The following is a 24,386-nucleotide window of genomic DNA, read 5'->3' as shown; positions in this document are numbered from 1 at the left end:
CTTTAACTTAAGAGGATATTCCCAAAAATGAATTTATTATGCCTCAAATAGGATATACTATTACTATAGAACGTAAAAAAGTGAAAAGGAGGTATGAATATGTCAGTTGCTAGTGAAGCATCTCAAGTAAACCTAGATTTTTTAATAAATGATTTGGGCCTTCGACAAGTATCAAATACCGCCCTGTTTCGAAAGGGAAATATTTTAGTTATTTCACCATCCGTTCAAAACAAATCGAACACATTTGAACTGGGTGAATCACTTATGAAAAAATATGATCCCGAAACCGATGAAGGATATTTACTCATCCGTATAAAAGAAAAGTTCTTAATGGCAAAGCTTCATCCTTTTCAAAGAAAAATGATGACTGCCGATACGGAAAAGAGTACAAAAAGTAAACCTTCTTTTTGGAAATTCAATGTGGTTGAATCCATCATTCCACGTATAGAAAATAACGGGGATCGTGAGCTAACTTATAAAATCCAAGCTCCAACTCCAAAACAATTAGTTGCTTTCTTTAACAAAGTAAAATAACTCGCACTGAGAATATTTATTCTCAGTGTTTTTATTTTCTATGATTAAAATAAGTGTTCAGTGCCATATTAATTTAGAACGAAATATAGAAAGGAGAATTAACATCGGACGAGATAATAAGCAAGGGAAAAGCAAGAACAAGGACACCCTTCCACAAACACCTAAAAACCAGAAAATAAAACCGAACAATGTGCAAGAAGAATTTGCTGCGGAGTTTGCAGAGCTCAAAGAAAATACTCCAAAGAAAAAGAACAAGCAAAAAAAGCACTAACCTATTTATTCCAATCTCGATATATGGAATGAACATGTTGAACATGATAGGGAAAGTGCGTCTTATAAGGTGACCCGCTAGCCGCAATCTTGCATGAGCCAACTCGTGTTGCACACGAGGGCTCATGACTGTGATTCATGCGGCCAGGCACGCTACGGCAAATATATCAGAGCCATATATCTGAGAAGATTGCTCATAAAAAAGCGCAACGTTCTAGTCATTACTCGCAACATTATTGGACATTTGCGCAACGTTGACAAAGAAGAGTCATAATCATCTTTATCTCATTCCAAGTATACTTGTTGTTTTAAGAATTAGTTGCTTTCATCGGCAATTTAGTTGCTCTTACGTTTATTTTAGTTGCTTCCGTACTGAAATTAGTTGCTTTCAATAGCTATTTGGTTGCCCTTAGCCATTCTTTGGAATTTATTAATTAATAAATACATAATTTTGGAATTTTGGCCGACGGTGTGGTGAGACCCTGCAAGAGCATTAGCCACGTAGCCGCTCGTCACTTGCCCAGCGGGAATATAGCTGCTCCCTTATTGAATTTGCTAAGACGCTTTATCCCTATATCCCGCACAATAGCCAAATAAACTTTTTATAGTTTCCTCATACTCAAAAAGCCTCTATAGGGGCTTTTTTGCTTTTCAAATCAACTACTACTTTCTAAATTGCCGTTAAATCATTGACCATTTTTCTAGTTATCGCGTATAATATGTATATGAGCATATGTTCATATACATAGTTAAGAGGGGTTTTATAATGGATAAACAAGAACATGCATTTTTATCTCCAAATACGGTCGATGATGCTTCGCGTATTTTCAAAGCATTGGCCGATCCAACTCGGATTAAAATATTATATTTGCTTTCTCAAGAAGAATGTTCCGTAACTCATATTAAGGAAGTATTGAATATGACACAATCTGCCGTTTCGCACCAACTAAGTTTACTTAGAAATTTGAGACTTGTTAAGTACAGACGAGACGGAAACACCTTTTATTACACGTACGACGATGAACATGTCATTACTATTTTAAATCAAGTCATTTCACATGTTGAATGTAAATAAGGAGGGAAATTTATGGGTCATCACCATCATCATGGGCACGACCATCATGGGCACTCTCACAATCACTTTGAGGAGGCTCGGCAAGGGAATAAAAAAGGGTTACTAATTGCTTTACTTATTACAACAGGGATTATGTTTTTAGAGTTTTTTGGAGGGTTATTTACAAATAGCTTGGCCTTATTATCTGATTCTGGTCATATGCTAAGCGATGCTAGTGCTTTGCTATTAAGCTTAGTAGCTATCTGGTTTTCTTCTAGACCCCCTTCATCCGTTAGAACATTTGGAGGATATCGCTTCGAGATATTAGCAGCATTATTCAATGGTGTCACGTTATTTGTGATTGCTGGATTTATCGTCTGGGAAGCATTTGGTCGATTTTTAGAACCTCAAACAGTTGCAAGTGGGACAATGATGCTCATAGCAGCAATTGGTTTGTTAGCAAATTTATTAAGTGCCTGGGCTTTAATACGGAAAGGTGACGTCAAGAATAATGTAAATTTACGAGGTGCTTATTTACATGTACTTGGAGATGCTTTAGGATCTATCGGTGCAATAGTAGCAGGAATTCTTATGCTATTATTTGATTGGTACGTAGCCGATCCCATTATTTCAGTCCTTGTCGCTTTATTAATTTTGAAAAGTGCTTGGGGACTTATCAAGCATTCCATCCATATTTTAATGGAAGGAACCCCTATGTCAATCGATCAAAAGGAAGTAAAGGCATCTTTAGAACAAATCGAAGGAGTGCTTGATGTTCACGACCTTCATATATGGACAATTACATCTGGGTTAGATTCTTTAAGCTGCCATCTTGTCATTGAAGACGAGAAAAATGGACAATATATTCTTCAGCAAGCCCTTGATAAATTGAAGTTAACATTCCACTTAGAGCATGCGACCATTCAAGTGGAAACTGCAGAGATAAAACACGATGAATTGAAATGTCATTTGAAGTAATAACATACAAACAATACGAAAGAAGCCTCTTCTGGAATGAAGGGGCTTCTTGTTGTTTAAATTTCTATAATTTGAGGTTCTTCCCCCTTTGTGTTCATTACTCGAATTTGCTTTGGGGTAATTTTCAAAATGATTAGATCCGGATCTTCAGGTCCTTCAAACCAACCTTTTAAAGCGTTATTCCATACTTTTTTCTTCATACTCTCATCATCATGTTCTTCCACCGTTCCTTCAATTTCTAAGAAGGCATCACCTAAACCTTTCCCTTCATATCCTAAAAGAATATGCGTATTCGGGTTCTTTTGGATTTCTTCTACTTTGTGTGTCTTTTTACTTGTCGCTGTGTACAGAATGAAATCATCGTTAAAGAAGGTCATATAACGAGAATGTGGTTTATTTTGTTCAATCGTCGCCATTGTACCAATCAAACTATTTTGCAAGATCTTTTGTGCAATCTCTTTCGCGTTTTTTGCCATGAATAAATCTCTCCTTTTACTGACTTTCATTCTTATTATTCCTTTTCTAACGCTAATTACTCTTCTAATGAATAAAGTTAAATTACCACATTTTTAAAAATTGAGTCGCCCGGTTTCTTCCTTTTTCCAATAAATTCGCCTTCATTTCTTTATCCAAATCAAACTGCGTAGCACTATATTCTTCAACTGGGATAAAAATAACATTCTTTTCAAGTTTTCGAGAAATATAACGTTCATCATGTGCATTTTTCATCGTGGAAAAAAGTGCTTCGAATAGCTGCAAACCGTTTTTTATTTTATGAGGCTGCATCTCCTCGGAGCTACTGCTTAGCTTCAAACCAATGATTGGACGCTCCTTGTTTCCATTATCAAAAATCCACATCGGAAAATTGCTTAATACTCCTCCGTCTACAACAATCGTGTCTCCCGAACCCACCCTCATTTTTACTGGTTCAAAGAAAAATGGGATGCCACAGCTCATGCGCAGAGCTCTAGCAACGGGAAAGCTATTAGGAGACACCCCGTAGCGTTCCAAATCATCGGGAAGTACCATCATTTTGCCATTCGTTAAATCTGACGCAACCAGTTTCAAAGACCCTTCTGGCAAATCGGAAAATGAATAGATTCCTTTCACTGCTAACTTCTCTAAAAACCAATTTTCTAAAGCCTTTCCTTGATATAAACCTAACCCCCAATATAAATTCAGCCATTTCATAAATGGGATAGGAAGTACCATTTTACGTGGATCGAGAAGAGATTGAAAATCCTGTTCCACCATTATTTCTTCAATTTCTTTTCCAGTATATCCCGCGGCTATAAAACACGCTAAAATAGCACCAGCACTCGTTCCCGCAACCCGTTTAAACGTATATCCCTTTTCTTCTAATACTTGAAAAGCCCCAACTAGGGCAATACCTTTCATACCCCCACCCGAAAATACTCCATCTATTAACATACATGACCTACTCCCTTTTCATGTCGTTATAACAATGTAAGAGAAAAAGAGAGAAATTAGAACAATATTCGATATTATTTTATATATTCATGGAGTTATAGATTTTATCTTCAGTAGGTCCGTTATGTATTAATTGATAAACAAAACGGTGAAAGCATATTACTCTCACCGTTTTATTTATCAAATATTTAATCTAGAAGGATTGTCTTTATTAGAAGGTTTACTTTTGTTTTCATTATCATTCTTTTTCTTAGCTGCGTTATTTTGACCTCTTACATCTAGATCATCTGGACTTACATCATATCCAAACCCGTATTCTTCACGATCTACAGATTTTCTAGGATTTTTACCTTTTGTCATGCATTCTCACCTCCATGACAAATAATTTGTGCATTTGGGCAACTTTTATGCATGTGTAGCCAATTACTTATATACATTTCACAACTGTAAACTTATTCAGAATTGCATAATTAAAACTTAACTTAGAGATTTTCTTAGTTTTTCATCCAGTAATTGAAATACTTGCTTTAATTTTTCTTTTGGTAGAGTTGCATACTGATTACCTATATTCACTTCAAAACCACATGTTTTTTGCGTCACTTCTTTTAAATAGCTTGTTAATCCAAAACTCGTTTCCTCATATAATTCTGCTAATATAGGTTCTACTTCTTCTCTGGATGCTTGGAAATGGACATGAAACATATTGGAAACAGGTATTAGTGGGATAGTTGAAACGCTCTCACATGAATTAAAAAAGACTGCAAGCTCTAAAGCGTCATGGTAAAACTGGCTCATCCTCTTTTCATTTTCATCGAAATAATAATTAGCACTGACGATATATGGGTATAAACTGATTAGGTCCCCACCATGTCGTCTTTTCCATATTTTCGATTCATCCGTAAACGCTTTGTCGCCTGCAAGAATAGCTCCGGCCACTCCTCCAATTCCTTTATAAAAGGATATATACACACTGTCAAAGAGACTACATACTTCAGCAGCTGTCTTTTCATAATAAGGTAGTATTTCAAAAAGTCGTGCACCATCCAAATGTAGTCTAATTCCTTGATCGCGGCAATACTTAGAAATTTTCTCAATTGTTTCATAGTCCGGCAATTGACCGCCAATTTCCCGTTGAGGCAATTCAAGTAATACACAAGAAACCTCTTTATCCATATTCACTACATCATCCAACCCTATTAATCTATCTTTGTCTGCTAACAAAATAGACTGGATATGATGCAATTCCTTTAGCCCATCTTCCTCATGTATTTCTAAATGGCAAAGTGGATGATATGCAACCTTTTTCGAGCCTTTTTCATCACACCATATTCGTAATGCAATCTGCTGAGCCATTGTTCCACTTGGGAAGAAAACTGCTTTGTCTTTTCCAAGATATTCTGCCATCTTTGTTTGAAATTCTTCGATAATTCCTCCATTACCGTAAACATCACTTTCCTGCGTGCCATCCACCGTTTGCAAGGCATTCTTCAACACTTGTATATCTCTCTTTCCGTGTCCTGATACTTGATATTTAGTTTGCTTAAATACTTCGTACAGTAATTTTGTTTCATTCATTTTATTGTCTCCAGTCCTATTTTGAATAATTGCAATAATTTTAATCTACAATAATTATTGAACTCTAACAATCGAAAAGTGTACTGTTTTTATTTGTTTTTCCGCTTTAAAGCAGCATGTATATAGGCTTTAAATACACGCTTTGAAGCATCGTCATCGTCTAGTGCAAATTCCTCTGGATGCCATTGAAAACCAAAAGCAAAAGTATGCTTTGTACTTTCTACACATTCGATGATTCCATCGGTAGCTCTCGCGACAACCCGCAAATTTTCTCCTACTTTATTCACGGCTTGATGGTGAAATGAGTTTACTTTAAATTCATCTTCTTGTAATAATTCAAATAGATGACTGTCTCTTTCTACTATTACTGGGTGTGATCTATGTGTACGAATCGCCTTTTGTAAATGTTGCATCACCGGTTCCTTGCGCTGCGAGTGAATAGATTGATAAAGTGTTCCTCCGGTAACGATATTTAACATATGTAGTCCTCGACAAACACCTATATATGGTTTATCCAATTCAAGCATTTTTTGTACAAGTGAAAACTCCATCTGATCTAAATGCGGTGTAATTCTGCCAAGATGGATATGTGGTTCCGCATAGTAATATGCTGGATCGATATCTTCCCCTCCTGTTACAAAGAGTCCATCTATTTGTTTCGCTAGTGCATCAATATCTTCATCTGGTATAAGCGGAATTAATACCGGAATTCCTCCAGCTTGTATGATCGCTTTTCCATATACGGGAGGCATGAAATAATTACCGTCCTCTTTCACTTCAGCTGTTATTCCAATAAGTGGTTTCATATAAATTCTCCATTCTCCAATTATGTATATAGATATACCCCATTCTTTTAGAAGAAAAACGAAACTTACTATTCCGTTAAAACACATTCATAAGTTTGTTTTTTTCTAAGGAGGGAATAATAAAATCAACCACTTAAAAGGAGGATTTACATGACAACAGATAAATATACAAAAATCGATCAAGAGGTCTCAGGGCAAACCCAAAACACGCAACCGGGTGCAGAAACGGAAATGAATCCCCAACCAATATATGATGATCCAAATTATAAAGGCTCTGAGAAATTGTCCGGTAAAGTAGCACTTATTACAGGCGGTGACAGTGGAATTGGAAGAGCTGTGGCCGTAGCATTTGCCAAAGAAGGTGCCAATGTTGCTATCGTATATTTGGATGATAATGAAGAAAAAGATGCTGAAGAAACAGTCCAAGCAATAGAAAAATATGGAGTCAAAGCGATGAAAATTAAAACAGATTTAAGCGATGATGAAAACTGTCAAAACACAGTCGATGAAGTAATTCAACAATTTGGCCAGCTTAATATATTAGTGAATAACGCCGGTAAGCAATTTCCTACAGATGACTTTTTGAAAATTACTCCTGATCAATTGCAAGAAACATTTTCCACGAATATTTATTCGATGTTTTATTTAACACAGGCAGCATTGCCTCATATGGCCAAAGGAGATACGATTGTAAACACTTCTTCTATCACGGCCTATAATGGTTCACCAGAACTTATTGATTACTCTGCCACAAAAGGTGCAATCACTGCCTTTACCCGCTCTCTTGCCCTACATTTAATAGAAAAAGGTATTCGGGTAAATGCCGTAGCGCCTGGTCCTATTTGGACACCGCTGATACCTGCTACTTTCGATAAGCAGAAAGTCGAGCAACACGGAGCTAATACTCCGATAGGTAGACGTGGTCAACCTGCTGAACTAGCCCCTGCCTATGTTCTCTTAGCTTCTGCCGATTCCAGTTACATGTCAGGACAAACAATTCATGTCGATGGTGGAGACTTTGTCAGTTCATAAAATAATTATGAAAAAAAGAAGCTTTTTGCATTGGGTGCAGAAAGCTTCTTTTTTTATTTAGTTATATTTATTCAACGACTTTTTTGAAAGCAAGTACAGCATTATGCCCACCAAAACCAAAACCATTGGAAAGCGCATAGTTTATTTCTGTCTCTACTGCTTCATTTGGCACATAATTTAAATCACACTCTTCATCTGGAGTTTCTTGATTGATGGTAGCTGGTGCAATGTCTTCTGAGATACTTTTAAGTGTTATTATTGCCTCAATGCCACCTGCAGCGCCAAATAAGTGACCAGTCATGGATTTTGTAGAACTTACTTTCAATTCATATGCATGCTCACCAAAAACAGCTTTAATGGCGTTTGTTTCAGATTTATCACCTTCAGGAGTACTTGTCCCATGCGCATTAATATAATCAATTTCTGTAGGATTAATTTGTGCCATCTCAATAGCTAACTTCATCGCTCTAGCTGCTCCATCGAAATCAGGTGAGGTAATATGGAATGCATCCGTTGTGGAACCGTAACCAACCAGTTCTCCTAAAATCGTAGCTCCACGTTTTTTAGCATGTTCATACTCCTCTAATACTAAAATACCTGACCCTTCCGACATAACAAATCCATCACGATCTCTATCAAAAGGACGACTCGCTTTTTCCGGAGTGTCATTTAAAGTAGACATGGCCCGCATTCTTGAAAAAGCAGCAAAAGATAATGGGTTGATAGATGCCTCTGCTCCACCTGCCACGATCACATCTGAATATCCATGTAATATATTTAAATACGCCTCACCAATAGCATGATTTGCCGTTGCACAAGCTGAAACCGGTGAAAAACTTGGCCCTTTAAAACCGTATTTAATGGCAATAATACCAGTTGCCATATTGCTGATCATCATTGGCACCATAAATGGAGATACCCTTCTTGGACCTTTTTCTAACAGCAATTTATGGTTCTCTAGCGTTGTATTAATGCCCCCTATCCCTGAGCCAATATAAACGCCGATCCGTTCTTTATTAACAGATTCCAAGTCTAGTTGCGATTGATCTAAGGCTTGCTTTGTTGCCGCATATGCGTATTGTGTATATAAATCATATTTCCCTAAATCTTTCTTATCTAAGTATTCTTCCGCTGGAAAATCATCTATTATCCCAGCTATTTGTGTATTAATTTCTTTAAAATCGTCTGATTCAATTTTTTTGATACCAGATTTACCTTCTTTTATGTTTTTCCATAACGTAGCCACATCATTTCCTAATGGTGATATGACTCCATATCCAGTTACAACCACTCGACGTTTCATATTCATCCTCCTATCGTTTTCCCATCCTTTTATGTTAACTTACTAATAGCTAAATGCCAATTTTTTATGCAGTTGCTGTGATAGATGAGGAGGATTTTTTTGTCCCTGTGCAGCAAACAATTCAGAATCGTTTGCTGCACAGGGACATTTTAAAAATCAAAGTTGTCTGGATCTGGTCCTACGCGATGATTCTGATTTAAGCTCTCGATATGTTTCATATCTTCCTCTGTTAATTCAAAATCAAATACATCTGCATTTTCAGCAATTCGATGAGCTTTTGTTGATTTAGGAATCGTAATTACCCCGTTTTGTAAGTCCCAGCGTAAAATGACTTGTGCTACAGATTTACCGTATTTATTTGCAATTTCTTGTAGTTCTACGTTTTCAAGCAATTGTCCTTGCATAAGTGGAGACCATGCTTCTAACTGAATGTTGTTCTCTTTACAAAATGATTTCAAATCTTTTTGCGTCAAACGTGGATGATATTCCACTTGGTTTATCATTGGTTTAATCTTCGCATCTTTCATTAAGTTTTCTAAGTGATGAATTTGAAAATTACTTACGCCGATTGCTTTCACTCGACCTTCTTTATAAAGCGTTTCAAGTGCTCTCCATGCGTCACTGTATTTACCTTCTACCGGCCAATGTATGAGATACAAATCTAAGTACTCCAAGCCAAGTTTAGATAAACTTTCTTCGTAAGCGGCTATTGTTTTTTCATAACCTAATTCTGAATTCCAAACTTTAGATGTGATAAATAAATCCTCTCTTGCAATATCTGCCTCTTCCATTGCTTCACGAATACCTTGCCCTACTCCAACTTCATTGCCATAAATAGCGGCAGTGTCAATACTTCGATAACCATGCTTAATAGCAGCTTTCACCGCATCTACTAGTTCTTGCCCTTCTTCTACTTTAAATACACCTAGTCCTAACCAAGGCATTTCTATGCCATTATTTAATGTTGTTGTAGATTGTAAATTTTTCATCATTTAGACTTCCTCCAATTTCATTATATGTTGTTTATCTTTTCTTTCGAGCATTCGACTTATACCCGTTAATATTACTGCAAGTACGACCATTAATGCCCCAATCCATGTAGTATGGATAAGTCCCATAGATTCTGCTACAATGCCCCCTAAATAGGAACCAATTGCAATTCCTGCATTGAACGCAGCAATATTCATAGCCGAGGCCACATCAACTGCACTTGGAACAAAGCGTTCTGCGAGCATTACTACATATACTTGAAGCCCGGGAACATTCATAAATGCAAATAATCCCATGAAAATAATTGTGATTAAGCCAGCCACTTTAAATGGGACAGTAAATACTAAAATAAATAATACGATCGCCTGTACAATAAACATATAAAATAGCGAGCCGATTGGATTTTTATTCGAAAGCTTCCCACCTATCATATTGCCGATTGCAATGGCAACTCCGTAAACGAGTAAAATAATTGCAATCGACTCTTGCTTAAATCCAGTTATCGTCTGAAGTAATGGGGATAAATATGTGAAGACGACAAATGTTCCTCCGTAACCAAGCGCTGTAATACTCAAGAGCAATAGTATTCGACTATTTGTTATAAGCTTCACTTGGTCTCGCATAGACGTTGGATTACCTTTTCTTAAATCAGCCGGAACAAGTATGCTATTAGCGATAAACCCTATTAGGCCAATGATGACAATTGCCACAAAAGCAAAACGCCAGCCAAACTGTTGACCAATAAATGTACCAAATGGAACACCTGTAATCGTTGCAACCGTCAGTCCCGTAAACATAATGGAAATGGCACTTGCTCTCCGATTTTCCGGAACTAAGTCTGCAGCTATAGTCGATCCAATCGACATAAATACTCCATGCGAAAATGCCGAAATGACACGGGCAACTAGTAAAACTGTCACACTTGTAGCACTTGCTGCAATACCGTTCCCTATGATAAAGACTACCATTATCCATAATAACAATGTCTTGCGTGGCATTTTGGATGTAAGTGATGTTAAAATTGGTGCTCCGAACATTACACCTAATGCATATAACGAAACAGTAAGACCAGCTGTCGTAAGCGATATATCTAAATCATGAGAAATTAACGGTAAAAGTCCCACGCTAACAAATTCAGTCGTTCCAATTGCGAATGCACTTACAGCTAAAGCAAGTAGTGCAAACATACTTCTCTTTTTATTTACAGTCATTTTTTCTCAACCTTTCTTTCCCATGTGTTGTTAGGAAGTATTCATTAAAACTAGTGTAAATCCACCAGCAAATGTTAGTATGAATCATAAGGTTTCAAAAGAAAAGTACGCACTTTTAAGTAATATAGGAACTAAAAAGTTATATAGGTACTTATTAGTTCCTATTAAGAAGGAGAAAAATATGACAAAAAAGAAATATAATATATCGGTTGAAGCAACTTTAGAAGTAATCGGTGGAAAGTGGAAATGTGTGATTCTCTGCCATTTAACTCATGGAAAAAAACGAACAAGTGAGTTGAAACGGCTTATGCCTGACATCACACAAAAAATGCTAACACAACAATTAAGGGAATTAGAAGCAGATGGAGTTATTAACCGAATCGCTTACAACCAAGTTCCCCCAAAAGTAGAATATGAATTAAGTGAATATGGCTTAAGCTTAAGAGGCATATTAGATGCATTATGTGCATGGGGAGAAGTTCATATTACGAAAGTATATGGAGATAAGTTTTCTGTTTTAGAAGATAGCATTTTAAATGACAAGCTAAAAAACTAATTACTATGCATCTTAGGGATAATGCGTTTTATATTGCCCTATTAGGATCCACTGTGATTTTAGCTGCAGGACGGACGCTTTCCGGGGGGTGAGTGATGAGCCTTCACCGCCGCTTAGGCGTACGTTGTGAAGTCTCATCTTACTCACTTAATCCCTTCGGAGTCGCCGCCCCATGTACGTCAACTTAAGGATTTTTAACGATTAACTTTCTCTAATTGGTGGTATAGAAAGAGTACTATCATATAAGGAGGGATCGATGATGAAACTAAATCCTACTGTTTACCAACTGAAACGGTTGTTCCTGTTTCTTTCACCCAAAAGAATTGACTAGCCTTGCGAAGAAAACAAAGTTTATACAACGGGAACGTAAGCTTACGGTCATCTCATTCATGGAGCTTATTTTCCATAAACAGGGAGCCCTTTCGGAGTCCTCTCTAACAGAACTCTGTTCTGATCTGGCCGACCACCATGTCTATCTATCTAAAGAAGCACTGAACAAACGGTTGAATGAAAAGACAGTCCAATTTTTAAAAGAGATCTTTCTTCGTTTGTTCGATCAACAGGCGCATCAAGTTTTTGAGGGGATTCGGCTTGCGACAAGCATCCCATTCAGGTGTATTCGAATTCTCGATGGTACAACTATTACCCTCCCCAAATCCTGCAGTGCAATCTATCCCAGCAGTGTTGGTGCGGGTATGAAATACCAGATTGAATTTGATTATCTGACGGGTCGCTTCCAGTACATCGAAATTCAGCCAGGTAAAGCAGGGGACTGCCCATCCGGAATGGAACGCCTGCATAATGTGGAAAAGAACGATTTGATCTTACAAGACCTTGGATATTTCCAATTTGACATCCTGAAAAATATCGCGAAGAAAGGCGCCTTCTATGTTTCGCGGGCCAAATCAGACACGATGTTCTATGTCGATCATCCGAGTCCTCGCTATCATGAAAACGGAGAAATTATGAAGACCTATGCATATGAGCGACTTCTTCTGGAACAAGAATGGCAGAATTTAAAGCGAGGCCAAACACGAGAATATCCAGTGGTGTATCTGGGGAAGCAAGAGAAGTTGCCGTCCCGTCTCATTATCTATCGCATGACCGAGGAGGAACAGAGACGTCAAGAACACCGAATCAAACGACGCAGCCAAACAAAATCGAGGCAAATCAAACAGAAATCCAGAGACTTGGCAGGTATATCTACCTTTATAACGAACCTCCCGTCTGAAGTTCCTGTAAAGGAAGTGGTTTCCTTGTACCGTTATCGCTGGCAGATAGAGATTATCTTTAAGTCTTGGAAAAGCGATTTGAAAGTGGATTACTATCGAGAGATGAAATTGGAACGGTGGGAATGTCACTTGTATGCGGAGCTAATTGTACTGATACTTAGCACCTTAATCACCTTTCAGTTGCGAGCGTATTTTTGGCATGACAAGCACATCATCCTAAGCGAACAGATAACCATAAGGGAAGTAGCCAAAAAAATAAGGGTGCTTTGGCGAGCCCGTGATGATACGGAATGGGAAAACACCCTTCAAAAGATAGAAAAAACCCTGATGGTTACCGGCCGAAAAAATGTAAAAGAACCGGGACCGATTGGGTGGTTAGTGTAAACAGAAAAGTAACCCTTTTTTTAGGAGGGAAAAAGAATGTTTATTTGTCATGCCTACAAGTTTAGGAGTAGTTGTATTACTATACCCCCCTCATCAAATTCGAAACCTTTTTTATTTATGGAATCCTATTTTTCCGGAAATCTGGTCGTTTTAAGGGATCAAAAAGGATGATAAAGTCTTAAGTTGACGTACATGGTCGCCGCCCTGCAGCGAAAATCAATGGAAAATACTAACTTATTAGTGTCGAGAATTAACAATAAATGGTTGAATGAAACAATGTAGATTGCTAACTCGACAAAATAGACGAGCAGATGCCGACTAGGCGAGTTCGATGGGCTTTTAGGCATATTATTCTTATAATCCGCCTAAATCATGATCGTCTCAATCCAAGTAAACTTGCTATTGTATTAAATTAGTTGCTCTCATCGGCAATTTAGTTGCTTTCCTGCTTATTTTAATTGCTTTCGTACTGAAATTAGTTGCTTTCAATAGCTATTTGATTGCCCTTAGCCATTCTTTGGAATTTTGTTCGAATGTGTGAGACTCTGCAAGAGCGTTAGCGACGTAGTGGCTCGTCAATTATCCGGCGGAAATATAGCGGCCTCCTTATTGAACTTGCTTAGACGCACTTTCCCTATAAAGTGCCCCTAAACAACCGTATTCATTAAAAAACGAGATCCCAATAAATCAGGATCTCGTTTTTTTATTGTATTCAGTTAAACGGCTTTCCGGGATACTTTTTTTCCATCATATGCATAGACAGTCAGCTTATCATCCACGACCGTTTCCATATGCACGTTTTTACCCCATAATTGATAAATATAAGGAAGTACATTTTCTAAATAATGAGGGTCTAGCTCTGTTCCTTCATAGCCGTGCTTTAAATACAGCTCTCCATTTCTCGAATAGTCTCCATCTTCCACTACGATATAAGGAAAACTTCCATTCGTTCGCATTGAAACTAGCTGATCTCGGACATTTTCATAGTCTTTATCGGTGATTTCGTAATTCCCTTTCTTTTTTTCAAACAAGTACAGATCTTCTTTTTTCACTAGCTCTTTTGTTAAATAATTTCGTATAAACGAAATATCTGATTCAATTTCCCGTACCTCGAATATTTTTTCTCTACCAGAGTTAGGCTTTATCCCTGATTGTTTCATTTCTTCTGTTGGATTATTATATCTATCTTCAATGTCTTCAAAAATTTTCAACCCTAAATAGTATGGATTAATACTTGTTGAAGAAGGCTGCACAACATTGGCATTTAGTTTTGCGAATTCGATTGTCTCATCGGTCGTTAAATCCATTTCTCTTAAAATTCTTTGATGCCAGTAGGATGCCCAGCCTTCATTCATGATTTTTGTTTCTAGTTGTGGCCAGAAATAAAGCATTTCCTCTCGCATCATCGTTAAAATGTCGCGTTGCCAGTCTTCTAATTCTCGACTATATTCTTGAATAAATAGCAATAAATCTTTTTCAGGCTGAGGCGGGAACTTTTTTCTTTTTGGAATTGATAAAAGTCTAGTATTCGTTGGTTCATCCATCTTCCATAAATCATCATATGGAGTTTTTCTTATAGCCTCTACTTCTTCCTCATCCAAGTTATAGTCAGGTAATTTCGGCCGGATGATGGAAGGATCGATATGTTCCTGAATGGCAAGGATGGCATCTAAAAAGCTTTCTACCTCTTCTTTGCCATAGGTCATTTCATAATCTGCAATTCGCTCGGCAGTCGCGGTCATACTTTCTACCATGTCTCGTCGAGTATTAGAAAAGCGAACATTATTTTTAAAGAAATCACAATGTGCAAGTACGTGGGCTATGATTAGCTTATTTTGGATCAAGCTATTGGTGTCGAGCAAAAATGCGTAACAAGGATTGGAGTTAATAACGAGCTCGTATATTTGGCTCAATCCAAAGTCATACTGTATTTTCATTTTGTGAAATTGCTTACCAAAACTCCAATGTGCAAAACGAGTTGGCATTCCATAGGCGCCGAATGTATAAATAATATCGGCAGGGCAAATTTCATAACGCATCGGGAAATAATCTAGTCCAAAACCAGATGCTATCTCTGTTATTTCAGCGATTGCATGATGAAGCTTTGTATCCAATTAATGACCCCCTTACATTTCAAAGTGATGCTTCATATTTACGAAATAAACTTTTAAGTGCTTGGTAAACATCCCGATTTTCCTTTAGAACATAATGACGAAACTTTGGATTTTCAATTTTCTTATACGTATTCATAAGCGTTGAATATCTACTATGTGCATTTACTTCCCCATAGCCGAACATGCTAGATATATCCATTAGTTCATTGACCAATTTTATACATTTTTCATTATCGCTTGTCATATTTTCACCGTCAGAAAAGTGAACCGGGTAAATATTAAAACGCGCAGGATTATACTTCAGATTTATAAGTTCTAATGCCTTTAAATATGCCGAAGAACAAATAGTTCCCCCACTTTCCCCTTTGGAAAAGAACGCTTCTTCTGATACGACTTTAGCTTCTGTATGATGTGCAATGAACTCGATTTCTACCGTTTCATATTTGGTGCGTAAAAATCTGGCCATCCAGAAAAAGAAACTTCTTGCACAATATTTTTCAAAAGACCCCATAGAACCACTCGTATCCATCATTGCAAGTACGACCGCTTTGGATTCTGGTTTGACTACCTCATCCCATGTTTTGAAACGTAAGTCATCGTTATGGATTGGGGTAATTTCAGCTTTTCCTTTCATCGCATTCCGTTTAATCGCTGTAATAATTGTCCGTTTTTTATCGATGTTCCCCATAAGTCCTTTTTTCCGGATATCATTAAATTCTACTTTGTCGGTGACGATATCCATTTGTTCTTTTTGCTGTAAGTTAGGAAGCTCCATTTCTTTAAATAGAGCTGTTTCTAGTTCTTCAATGGTTACTTCTGCTTCGTAATAATCTTTTCCAGCCTGGTCTCCTGCTTGCTTCCCTTTTCCTTGCCCGTCTTTTTCTTCACCGGATCCTTTTGCAATTACATCCCCGACTTGACTGTCTCCGTCTCCTTGACCAACATGTTTTGTTTTATCATAGTTGTAACGAATTTTATATTCGTCCAAAGAGCGGATTGGTATTTTAATCACATCTCGTCCATTTGACATAATAATACTTTCTTCACTTATTAAATCTGGTAAATTATCCTTAATAGCTTCTTTTACTTTATCCATATGCCTTTGTTGATCTTGATGCCCTTTTCGATGGAGAGACCAATTTTCCTGAGAGATAACAAATTGTTTTTCTTCTTTCTCACTCACTCTCATCAACACCTACCTATTTTTTATCTTATGCTAGGGGGCCAAAGTTATTGCCAATGTGTATAAAAAAACAAGACTAATAACTACCATCAGTCTTGTTTTTTAGCATTTATCTATTGAGCAGACTACCTACATAACGCAGTAATTCATTTGCTGAAGTTGTATTATATCCATGCTCATCTACGAGCCTTGCAATGACTTCATTGACTTTCTTCAAATGCGTTTCATCCGGCGTTTGAGAAGATGTCGTAATTTTTACGACGTCTTTTAAATCCGCAAATAGTTTCTTTTGAATCGCTTCTCGTAAACGTTCATGAGAGTTATATTCAAAACGTTTTCCTTTTCGTGCATATGCAGAAAGTCGGATTAAGATTTCCTCTCTGAATGCTTTTTTCGCATTTTCAGAAATACCTATTTGTTCTTCTATCGAACGCATTAGCTTTTCATCTGGATTCATCTCTTCTCCCGTTAACGGATCTCTCATTTTGTTTTTATTACAAAATGCTTCAACGTTGTCGAGATAATTATTCATTAATGTAATAGCCGACTCTTCATACGAATAAACAAACGCTTTTTGTACTTCTTTTTTCGCAATTTCATCGTACTCTTTTCGTGCAATTGCAATGTAGTTCATGTATTTCTCTCGGTCTTCTTGTGAAATAGATGCATGCTGATCAAGACCTTCTTTTAATGCTCGCAATACATCTAATGCATTGATCGATGGAATTTCTTTACGAATAATGGCGGATGAAATTCGATTAATCACATAACGTGGATCGATTCCATTCATACCTTCATTTAACGATTCTTTCTTTAATTCTTCCAGATCGATTTCGTTAAATCCTTCTACACTTTCTCCGTCATACAGTCGCATCTTCTTCACAATATCAACGCCTTGTTTTTTAGGCACTTCCAACCTTGTTAATATCGAGAAAATAGCAGCTGCTCTCAGTGCATGCGGTGCTATATGGACATGGGTCATATCACTTTCTTTAATCATTTTTTCATAAATACGTTCTTCTTGGCTTACTTTTAAATTATAAGGAATTGGCATCACAATAATTCTGGAGTGAAGCGCTTCATTCTTTTTATTGGAAATAAACGAACGGTACTCCGTCTCGTTTGTATGTGCCACGATTAACTCATCCGCACTTATTAATGCGAACCTTCCTGCCTTGAAATTACCTTCCTGTGTCAGAGACAATAAATGCCATAGAAATTTTTCATCCAGTTTCAACATTTCTTGAAATTCCATAATTCCACGGTTTGCTTTATTTAGTTCTCCATCAAAACGATATGCCCGTGGATCAGATTCCGACCCGAACTCAGCAATTGTGGAGAAATCAATACTTCCAGTCAAATCTGCGATATCTTGTGATTTTGGATCAGACGGTGTAAACGTTCCGATCCCAACTCGTTTATCCTCTGAGAAAAAGATTCGTTCTACTAAAACATTTTCAATACGTCCATCATATTCCTTTTCCAGTCGCATTGTATTAAGTGGAGATAAGCTACCTTCAATGCGGATCCCAAACTCTTCTGCAAAGTCCTCACGTAAATGTTGCGGAATTAGATGCAGGGGATCTTCATGCATCGGGCAACCTTTAATCGCATAGACAGCGCCTTCATCGGTTCTTGAATATTGTTCAAGACCACGTTTTAACAATGTTACAATGGACGATTTCCCTCCACTAACAGGTCCCATAAGTAAAAGAATTCGCTTACGAACATCTAGTCTCTTGGCAGCAGGATGAAAATATTCTTCCACAAGTCGTTCAAGTGCTGTTTCAAGCCCAAAAATTTCTTTCCCAAAAAAGTGATACATTCTTTGCCCATCTCTTTCTGTTAAACCGGAGCTTTTAATCATGCTATAAACACGTGAATGAGCAGTTTGGGCAATTTCTGGTCTAACTTTCACCATGTCTAAAAATTCCTCGAACGTGCCTTCCCACTTCAATTGATTTTCTTCTTCGCGGTAGCTCTTCACCTTACTTAAAATATCCATCCATTCCCTCCATTCAGGGCTCTATTTTATACATAGTATGAAAGAATAGAGTTTATGATACATAATACTTTTAAGAAATAGCGTAATTTATATCCGCTATTCAGGCTGGTTCAACGTTTGGCGACCAATTGAAAAAGGTGAACTATTTCCTTGATACGTTAAAGTGCCAAATATTTTATCGCTATTTAAACAAGCCATTCTCTTCACCTAGAGAATGGCTTGTTTGTATGGATTAATTTTCATTTTAAAATATACATAATATGGATAACAGATTATATATCCATATTATTTACATTTACAAGTACCAGCACCCGTTTTATTGCATTTTTTACATTTTTGCTTTGTCATTCATTCACTCCTTTAGTTGATTAATAAAGTATATGGAGATTACTGCTTGTCCAATTCCTGCATTAGGAACTTTTTTTCCCCAAGTTAAAGAAAGGCTGTTTTAAACCTTTCAATAACTGTCACTACCACCTCTTTTTCCATATATATAAAGAAAGACTTTTTCAGGAGATGATTTCATGGTCCTCTGGATCGATGTATCTGTTAGTAAGCGGCAATTAAAGTTGTATGATGCTAGCGTATTATTAAAAACGTATCCGATTGCAGTTGGAAAAATATTGACACCTACCCCAACTGGGAATTACATTATCATTAACAAGGAGCTGGACCCCGGTGGACCTTTTGGAGCCTTGTGGATGGGTCTATCCAAGCCGCATTACGGAATTCACGGAACTAACGACCCATCATCCATCGGAAAAGAAGTTTCACATGGCTGTATTCGGATGCATAATGAGGACGTCCTTGAACTTTCTTCCATGGTTCCAACGAGTACCAATGTCTATATTCACAAATAAGCTTCATAGACGAAAAGAGGAATAGAATATGAACGAGAATACTTTGAATACGTTCGTCTTATTTTCATCTGAACATCTGGCTGCCATTTCTGTGCTGTTCCTTTGTGTATTGATCTTATTTCTCTTAAAAAAGGTATTGGTTCGTCCACTTAACAATACCCTTCTTGTCGAACGTGTCTTTGCCGTTTCTTTACTTGTGATGGAAGTTGCCTATCATCTTGTATTAGTTCAAGAGAAGACATGGAGTTTAAGCGAGTCCTTACCCCTTCATTTATGCAGTTTAACTTTACTTTGTTCCATCATTCTCTTATGGACTGGAAACAAACGTTTCTATGATTTTGTTTTTTATGCGGGAATGGGAGGAGCTCTTCAAGCCATATTAACTCCTTCTATACTAGTAAACTTTCCTGATTTTAAGTTCATCCAGTTTTTTTATGTGCATATTGGAATTATTTTGACTGCATTTTATATTCTTTGGGTAAAAGGCTATAAACCTACTTTTAAAGGTCTTATTAAAACAATGGTTATCTTAAACATCGTTTTTCCTTTCATTTTTGTACTGAATATCCTTATTCAAGGCAATTATATGTTTTTAAGGGAAAAACCGATTAATGGTAGTTTACTAGATTTCATAGGACCCTACCCCTGGTATATATTATCTATGGAAGTAGTTGCATTTACTCTCTTTCTTATCACTTGGTTGGTCTTCAGAAAACGGAAAATCCAAAATAATTAGGAGTAGATAAAAAGACCTTTCTAAAATAAGAAGGTCTTTCTAACGCACAGGACATGCTAGTATGTAGAAAAACTCCCCAATATTCGAGTCTTCACTTTATCTATTGTTTCTGATCAAGTCGTCTTCTTTTGATAATCCAATACACAACAAAAGCAATGACACCTAATATTAGAAAGACTGGTAGATTACCGATGAAAAAGACTACAATAGCTGATCCAGCAGCAAGTAATCCGTTCGTGCTTGTAACAAACTGTTTCTTCGTCTTTTCCCAAGTGTTTAAATCATTATTTTCTATACCTGGAATAATAACTCGGTTTTCAATCATCGTAAGCTCTATCGTAGAAAAAGAGACTTGGTTTTCAAGATATTTCATCTTACCTAAGATTACCTCTATCTCTTCTTGAACAGTCGCTAAATCCGAAGAAATTTTCAACAAGTCTTCTGTTTTCTCCGCACCTTCCATAAACGTGATTAAGCGCTCTTCCACAACTCTTTTGGACTTTAATCGGGATGACAAATCTACATATTGCTCCGTTACGTCTTGGCCAGTAACATGACGTTCCAATACTTTTGACGCTTCCTCTTCCGCTTCATTCAAAAATGTATCAAAATGCTTCTCCGGAATTCGTACAATCATATGACCGCTACTCGTTTGATCATCTTCCTTGTACACATTGGACTCGACAATATAACCACCATATTCCTTTACCTTCTGCTCGATGTTACTTTGTGCTTTTGCAAGTTCTTTTACATTCGTTCGGATGGTCGCATTATGAATAATCATACGTTGATTATTCGTTTCAGCAGGTGCTTCTCCATTTATTTCCTCAGCTTCTGTCTGAAGACTTTCCTCTTTTTCTGCGTAGCTGGTAGAATCATTTGCCACGTCCATTTCAGAAACACTTGATTTCTCTTCCATTGCACTGCAGGCTCCGAGTAGTAAACCGAAAAGTGCCAGTAGTAGAATATAAAAAAGCATTTTCTTCATTTTTACTTACCCCCTTATCTATATATAAACAGACGGTTGCTAAAAAAAAGAGTTACAAAAAGACAGAAAATTTCGTTTCATCATTCTACTATGCTAATGAAACATTCGATTAGCAGATGAGAAATTTTTACTTTTTTCTTTAAAACACTTAAATTATCAGAAGTTTTAGATAGAATGGATATAAGAATAAAAGGAGGGTTTTATATGGGAAAAGCAAATGAAAAAGTGATCCGCTATAGAGGAACAAATTTAAATACAAAAGGTTGGCTCCAAGAAGCTGCACTTCGGATGCTGATGAACAATTTAGATGCAGAAGTAGCAGAACACCCAGATGAACTAGTTGTATACGGTGGAATTGGAAAAGCAGCTCGAAATTGGGATGCTTTTGATGCAATTGTTCACTCCTTAAAAGAGCTAGAAAATGATGAAACACTGCTCGTACAATCTGGGAAGCCAGTTGCCGTATTTAAATCCCATCAAGATGCACCACGCGTTCTCATTGCAAACTCTAACTTAGTTCCTGCTTACGCCACATGGGAGCATTTCCATGAACTTGATAAGAAAGGACTTATGATGTACGGACAAATGACCGCTGGCAGTTGGATTTACATCGGTTCACAAGGAATCGTTCAAGGAACATATGAAACATTTGCGGAATTAGCAAAACAACATTTTAACGGAACTTTAAAACACACCATTACACTTACTGCTGGTCTTGGAGGTATGGGAGGAGCACAACCACTTGCAGTTACGATGAATGGAGGCGTGTGCATCGGGATAGATGTGGATGAATCACGTATTGACCGCCGTATCGAAACACGCTATACAGATTTGAAAACGCATTCATTAGACGAAGCTATTCAATTAGCAGAAGAAGCAAAACAAAATGGTAAAGCTCTTTCCATTGGCCTTGTAGGAAATGCAGCTGATATTTTACCGGAAATGATCGCACGAGGCTTTATACCTGATGTATTAACCGATCAAACATCTGCCCATGATCCTTTAAATGGTTACATTCCTTCTCGTATGTCTTTGGAAGAAGCCAGCGCATTACGGAAAAACAATCCTACTGAATATGTTAAACGCTCTAAAGCATCGATGACAAAGCACGTAGAGTCTATGGTTCAAATGATGGATAAAGGTGCAGTAACTTTCGATTACGGCAACAATATTCGGCAAGTTGCAAAGGACCAAGGATTCGCACGTGCATTTGACTTCCCAGGATTTGTCCCTGCCTATATTCGCCCACAATTTTGTGAAGGAAAAGGTCCCTTCAGATGGGTTGCATTATCCGGGGATCCTGAAGATATTTATAAAACAGATGAAGTGATTTTACGCGAGTTTAGCTATAACACTCATTTGTGCAACTGGATTAGAATGGCACGTGAAAAAATCCAGTTTCAAGGTCTTCCCTCTCGTATTTGTTGGTTAGGCTACGGCGAACGTGCACGCTTTGGCAAAATCATTAATGATATGGTTGCATCTGGTGAGTTAAAGGCACCGATTGTCATTGGTCGAGATCATCTAGATTCAGGTTCAGTCGCTTCCCCGAACCGAGAAACGGAAGCTATGAAAGATGGGTCAGATGCGGTTGCAGATTGGCCGATTTTAAATGCCATGATAAATGCAGTTGGCGGTGCTACATGGGTATCCGTTCACCACGGGGGCGGTGTTGGAATGGGATATTCCATCCATGCTGGAATGGTCATTGTTGCAGATGGTACGGAAGCAGCAGAAGCAAGATTAGAACGGGTATTAACGACAGATCCAGGAATGGGAATTGTTCGCCATTTTGACGCTGGTTACAAGCTTGCCGAAAAAACCGCTCAAGAAAAAGGAATTCGCATTCCGATGATGAAACAGGAGGACTGAAGAAGCAATGATAAAAGCTGTTTGGATTAAACATGCATCGCAACTTGTTACATTAGCGAACAAAGTACCTGGCCCCCGCATAAAAGACGCAATGAACGAATTATCGATTATTGAAAACGGAAGCATTTGGCTCGAAAACGGGATTATTCAAGCAGTTGGAACGACGGAACAATTGGAAACTTTGTATAAAGAGCGTGAGATAGAGGCAGAAATAATTGATGCAACTGGGCATCTCCTCACACCAGGTCTCGTAGATCCACATACGCATGTAGCATTTGGTGGAAGCCGTGAACGAGAATTCGAAATGCGTTTAGAAGGTGCTACGTATATGCAAATTATGAATGCTGGTGGTGGAATTCATGCGACAACCAAAATGACTCGTGAGGCAACAGAAGATGCACTTGTTGACCAAACATCTAAAAGACTAGACTCATTTTTAGCACACGGAGTTACTACTATTGAAGGAAAAAGTGGCTATGGTCTAGATTTAGAAACAGAATTAAAACAACTGCGGGTCATGAAACGATTGCAAGAAGAACATCCAGTTGATATTGTCCCGACCTTTATGGGAGCACATGCCGTCCCTACCGAATATAAAGGACGGGAAGAGGAATATGTAGATCTTATTATAAATGAGATGTTGCCGGTAGTTGCAAAAGAAAAGCTAGCAAAATTCAATGATGTTTTTTGTGAGGTTGGCGTGTTTACACCTGAACAGTCCGAACGTATTTTAGAAGCAGGTAAATCTTTAGGGCTAACTCCGAAAATCCATGCGGATGAAATTGAACCATATGAAGGTGCAGAGCTGGCAGCAAGAGTTGGGGCGATTTCTGCAGAGCATTTATTAAAAGCTTCCAGTACTGGTATTCAGGCGATGGCAGAACAAGGGGTTATCGCTTGCTTACTACCAGCTACGGCATTGTACTTAAGAGAAACAGCTGCAAAAGGAAGAGTAATGATTGATGCAGGAGTGCCTGTTGCCATTTCTACGGACTGCAATCCAGGTTCCTCACCTACGACCTCTATGCCACTAGTAATGAATTTAGCTTGTATTTCCATGCGACTCACACCTGCTGAAAGCTTATGCGCTGCTACTTATAATGCCGCATGTGCCATTCAAATGGAAGATAAGGTAGGTTCTTTAGAAGTCGGAAAGCAAGCAGATGTCGTTCTTTGGAATGTCCAAAGTTATCAACAGCTGCAATATTTATTTGGGGTGAATCACGTAAAAACAGTGTGGAAAAAAGGAGTAAAAGTCGTTGGATAATGCGG

General features: G+C 37.7%; 22 protein-coding genes and 1 pseudogene. 11 read left to right on the top strand and 12 right to left on the bottom strand.

Going from position 1 to position 24,386, the window contains the following annotated elements:
• The first annotated feature begins 99 nt into the window (after positions 1 to 99).
• The 4 genes from ACIQ38_RS00495 to ACIQ38_RS00480 all read left to right on the top strand — a co-directional run bounded on the left by ACIQ38_RS00495 (position 100) and on the right by ACIQ38_RS00480 (position 2,836).
• Positions 100 to 534, top strand: coding sequence for a hypothetical protein (locus tag ACIQ38_RS00495; protein WP_402816751.1), 435 nt, complete (start codon positions 100 to 102; stop codon positions 532 to 534).
• 40 nt (positions 535 to 574) lie between these two features.
• On the top strand, positions 575 to 805 hold the full coding sequence (locus ACIQ38_RS00490) for a YfhD family protein (protein WP_402816749.1): 231 nt from the start codon (positions 575 to 577) through the stop codon (positions 803 to 805).
• Between the two features lie 765 nt (positions 806 to 1,570).
• A complete protein-coding gene (locus ACIQ38_RS00485) occupies positions 1,571 to 1,879 on the top strand; it encodes an ArsR/SmtB family transcription factor (RefSeq protein ID WP_402816747.1) in 309 nt (102 codons plus the stop codon).
• A 12-nt stretch (positions 1,880 to 1,891) separates the two neighbouring features.
• The gene (locus ACIQ38_RS00480) at positions 1,892 to 2,836 is read left to right on the top strand and encodes a cation diffusion facilitator family transporter (protein ID WP_402816745.1); all 945 of its coding nucleotides are present in this window, start codon (positions 1,892 to 1,894) and stop codon (positions 2,834 to 2,836) included.
• 56 nt (positions 2,837 to 2,892) lie between these two features.
• On the opposite strand, the gene ACIQ38_RS00475 is transcribed toward ACIQ38_RS00480, so the two are convergent.
• From ACIQ38_RS00475 to ACIQ38_RS00455, 5 genes are all read right to left on the bottom strand, one after another.
• Positions 2,893 to 3,312, bottom strand: coding sequence for a pyridoxamine 5'-phosphate oxidase family protein (locus tag ACIQ38_RS00475; RefSeq protein WP_402816743.1), 420 nt, complete (start codon positions 3,310 to 3,312; stop codon positions 2,893 to 2,895).
• An 82-nt stretch (positions 3,313 to 3,394) separates the two neighbouring features.
• Complete coding sequence (locus ACIQ38_RS00470; protein WP_402816741.1) at positions 3,395 to 4,267, bottom strand: patatin-like phospholipase family protein; 873 nt, start codon at positions 4,265 to 4,267, stop codon at positions 3,395 to 3,397.
• A 180-nt stretch (positions 4,268 to 4,447) separates the two neighbouring features.
• Positions 4,448 to 4,627, bottom strand: a complete 180-nt coding sequence (locus ACIQ38_RS00465) for a hypothetical protein (protein WP_402816739.1) — start codon at positions 4,625 to 4,627, stop codon at positions 4,448 to 4,450.
• A gap of 117 nt (positions 4,628 to 4,744) precedes the next feature.
• On the bottom strand, positions 4,745 to 5,842 hold the full coding sequence (locus tag ACIQ38_RS00460; protein WP_402816737.1) for a threonine aldolase family protein: 1,098 nt from the start codon (positions 5,840 to 5,842) through the stop codon (positions 4,745 to 4,747).
• Between the two features lie 89 nt (positions 5,843 to 5,931).
• Positions 5,932 to 6,648, bottom strand: a complete 717-nt coding sequence (locus ACIQ38_RS00455; protein ID WP_402816735.1) for a gamma-glutamyl-gamma-aminobutyrate hydrolase family protein — start codon at positions 6,646 to 6,648, stop codon at positions 5,932 to 5,934.
• Positions 6,649 to 6,798: 150 nt separating this feature from the next.
• On the opposite strand from ACIQ38_RS00455, the gene ACIQ38_RS00450 reads away from it, so the two are divergent.
• Positions 6,799 to 7,680 (top strand): SDR family oxidoreductase, encoded by an 882-nt coding sequence (locus ACIQ38_RS00450; RefSeq protein ID WP_402816733.1) that lies wholly within the window; start codon positions 6,799 to 6,801, stop codon positions 7,678 to 7,680.
• 67 nt (positions 7,681 to 7,747) lie between these two features.
• On the opposite strand, the gene fabF is transcribed toward ACIQ38_RS00450, so the two are convergent.
• The 3 genes from fabF to ACIQ38_RS00435 all read right to left on the bottom strand — a co-directional run bounded on the left by fabF (position 7,748) and on the right by ACIQ38_RS00435 (position 11,184).
• Positions 7,748 to 8,983 (bottom strand): beta-ketoacyl-ACP synthase II, encoded by a 1,236-nt coding sequence (gene fabF / locus ACIQ38_RS00445; protein ID WP_402816731.1) that lies wholly within the window; start codon positions 8,981 to 8,983, stop codon positions 7,748 to 7,750.
• A 149-nt stretch (positions 8,984 to 9,132) separates the two neighbouring features.
• Positions 9,133 to 9,975: an aldo/keto reductase gene (locus tag ACIQ38_RS00440; RefSeq protein WP_402816729.1), complete on the bottom strand. Its 843-nt coding sequence runs from the start codon at positions 9,973 to 9,975 to the stop codon at positions 9,133 to 9,135.
• Positions 9,976 to 11,184, bottom strand: a complete 1,209-nt coding sequence (locus ACIQ38_RS00435) for an MFS transporter (protein WP_402816727.1) — start codon at positions 11,182 to 11,184, stop codon at positions 9,976 to 9,978.
• A 181-nt stretch (positions 11,185 to 11,365) separates the two neighbouring features.
• Here ACIQ38_RS00435 and ACIQ38_RS00430 point away from each other — a divergent pair, with 181 nt between their 5' ends.
• The gene (locus tag ACIQ38_RS00430; protein ID WP_402816725.1) at positions 11,366 to 11,740 is read left to right on the top strand and encodes a winged helix-turn-helix transcriptional regulator; all 375 of its coding nucleotides are present in this window, start codon (positions 11,366 to 11,368) and stop codon (positions 11,738 to 11,740) included.
• Between the two features lie 317 nt (positions 11,741 to 12,057).
• Positions 12,058 to 13,356, top strand: a pseudogene (locus ACIQ38_RS00425) (IS4 family transposase); the annotation flags it as partial.
• A 716-nt stretch (positions 13,357 to 14,072) separates the two neighbouring features.
• Here ACIQ38_RS00425 and ACIQ38_RS00420 read toward each other — a convergent pair.
• The 3 genes from ACIQ38_RS00420 to ACIQ38_RS00410 form a co-directional block, all read right to left on the bottom strand.
• On the bottom strand, positions 14,073 to 15,470 hold the full coding sequence (locus ACIQ38_RS00420; RefSeq protein ID WP_402816723.1) for a SpoVR family protein: 1,398 nt from the start codon (positions 15,468 to 15,470) through the stop codon (positions 14,073 to 14,075).
• Between the two features lie 19 nt (positions 15,471 to 15,489).
• On the bottom strand, positions 15,490 to 16,653 hold the full coding sequence (gene yhbH / locus ACIQ38_RS00415) for a sporulation protein YhbH (protein WP_402816721.1): 1,164 nt from the start codon (positions 16,651 to 16,653) through the stop codon (positions 15,490 to 15,492).
• A gap of 109 nt (positions 16,654 to 16,762) precedes the next feature.
• The gene (locus tag ACIQ38_RS00410; protein WP_402816719.1) at positions 16,763 to 18,658 is read right to left on the bottom strand and encodes a PrkA family serine protein kinase; all 1,896 of its coding nucleotides are present in this window, start codon (positions 18,656 to 18,658) and stop codon (positions 16,763 to 16,765) included.
• Between the two features lie 524 nt (positions 18,659 to 19,182).
• Between ACIQ38_RS00410 and ACIQ38_RS00405 the strand changes: the two genes are divergently transcribed.
• Positions 19,183 to 19,518, top strand: coding sequence for a L,D-transpeptidase (locus tag ACIQ38_RS00405; RefSeq protein WP_402816717.1), 336 nt, complete (start codon positions 19,183 to 19,185; stop codon positions 19,516 to 19,518).
• 28 nt (positions 19,519 to 19,546) lie between these two features.
• Complete coding sequence (locus ACIQ38_RS00400) at positions 19,547 to 20,254, top strand: YwaF family protein (RefSeq protein WP_402816715.1); 708 nt, start codon at positions 19,547 to 19,549, stop codon at positions 20,252 to 20,254.
• A 100-nt stretch (positions 20,255 to 20,354) separates the two neighbouring features.
• Here the strand turns inward: ACIQ38_RS00400 and ACIQ38_RS00395 are convergent, their stop codons facing one another.
• Positions 20,355 to 21,242 carry a DUF4349 domain-containing protein gene (locus tag ACIQ38_RS00395; RefSeq protein ID WP_402816713.1) on the bottom strand — a complete coding sequence of 296 codons (888 nt, stop codon included), beginning with the start codon at positions 21,240 to 21,242 and terminating at the stop codon, positions 20,355 to 20,357.
• 204 nt (positions 21,243 to 21,446) lie between these two features.
• Here ACIQ38_RS00395 and hutU point away from each other — a divergent pair, with 204 nt between their 5' ends.
• Together hutU and hutI are read left to right on the top strand one after the other, a co-directional pair.
• Positions 21,447 to 23,114: a urocanate hydratase gene (hutU, locus tag ACIQ38_RS00390; RefSeq protein ID WP_402816711.1), complete on the top strand. Its 1,668-nt coding sequence runs from the start codon at positions 21,447 to 21,449 to the stop codon at positions 23,112 to 23,114.
• 7 nt (positions 23,115 to 23,121) lie between these two features.
• The gene (gene hutI, locus ACIQ38_RS00385; protein ID WP_402816709.1) at positions 23,122 to 24,381 is read left to right on the top strand and encodes an imidazolonepropionase; all 1,260 of its coding nucleotides are present in this window, start codon (positions 23,122 to 23,124) and stop codon (positions 24,379 to 24,381) included.
• Positions 24,382 to 24,386: the final 5 nt, after the last annotated feature.

The sequence above is a fragment of the Psychrobacillus sp. NPDC096389 genome, from assembly GCF_044762855.1.
Taxonomy (GTDB): Bacteria; Bacillota; Bacilli; order Bacillales_A; family Planococcaceae; genus Psychrobacillus.
The sequence above is the reverse complement of the archived record's forward strand: the minus strand, read 5'-3'. Positions and strand labels throughout refer to the sequence as shown.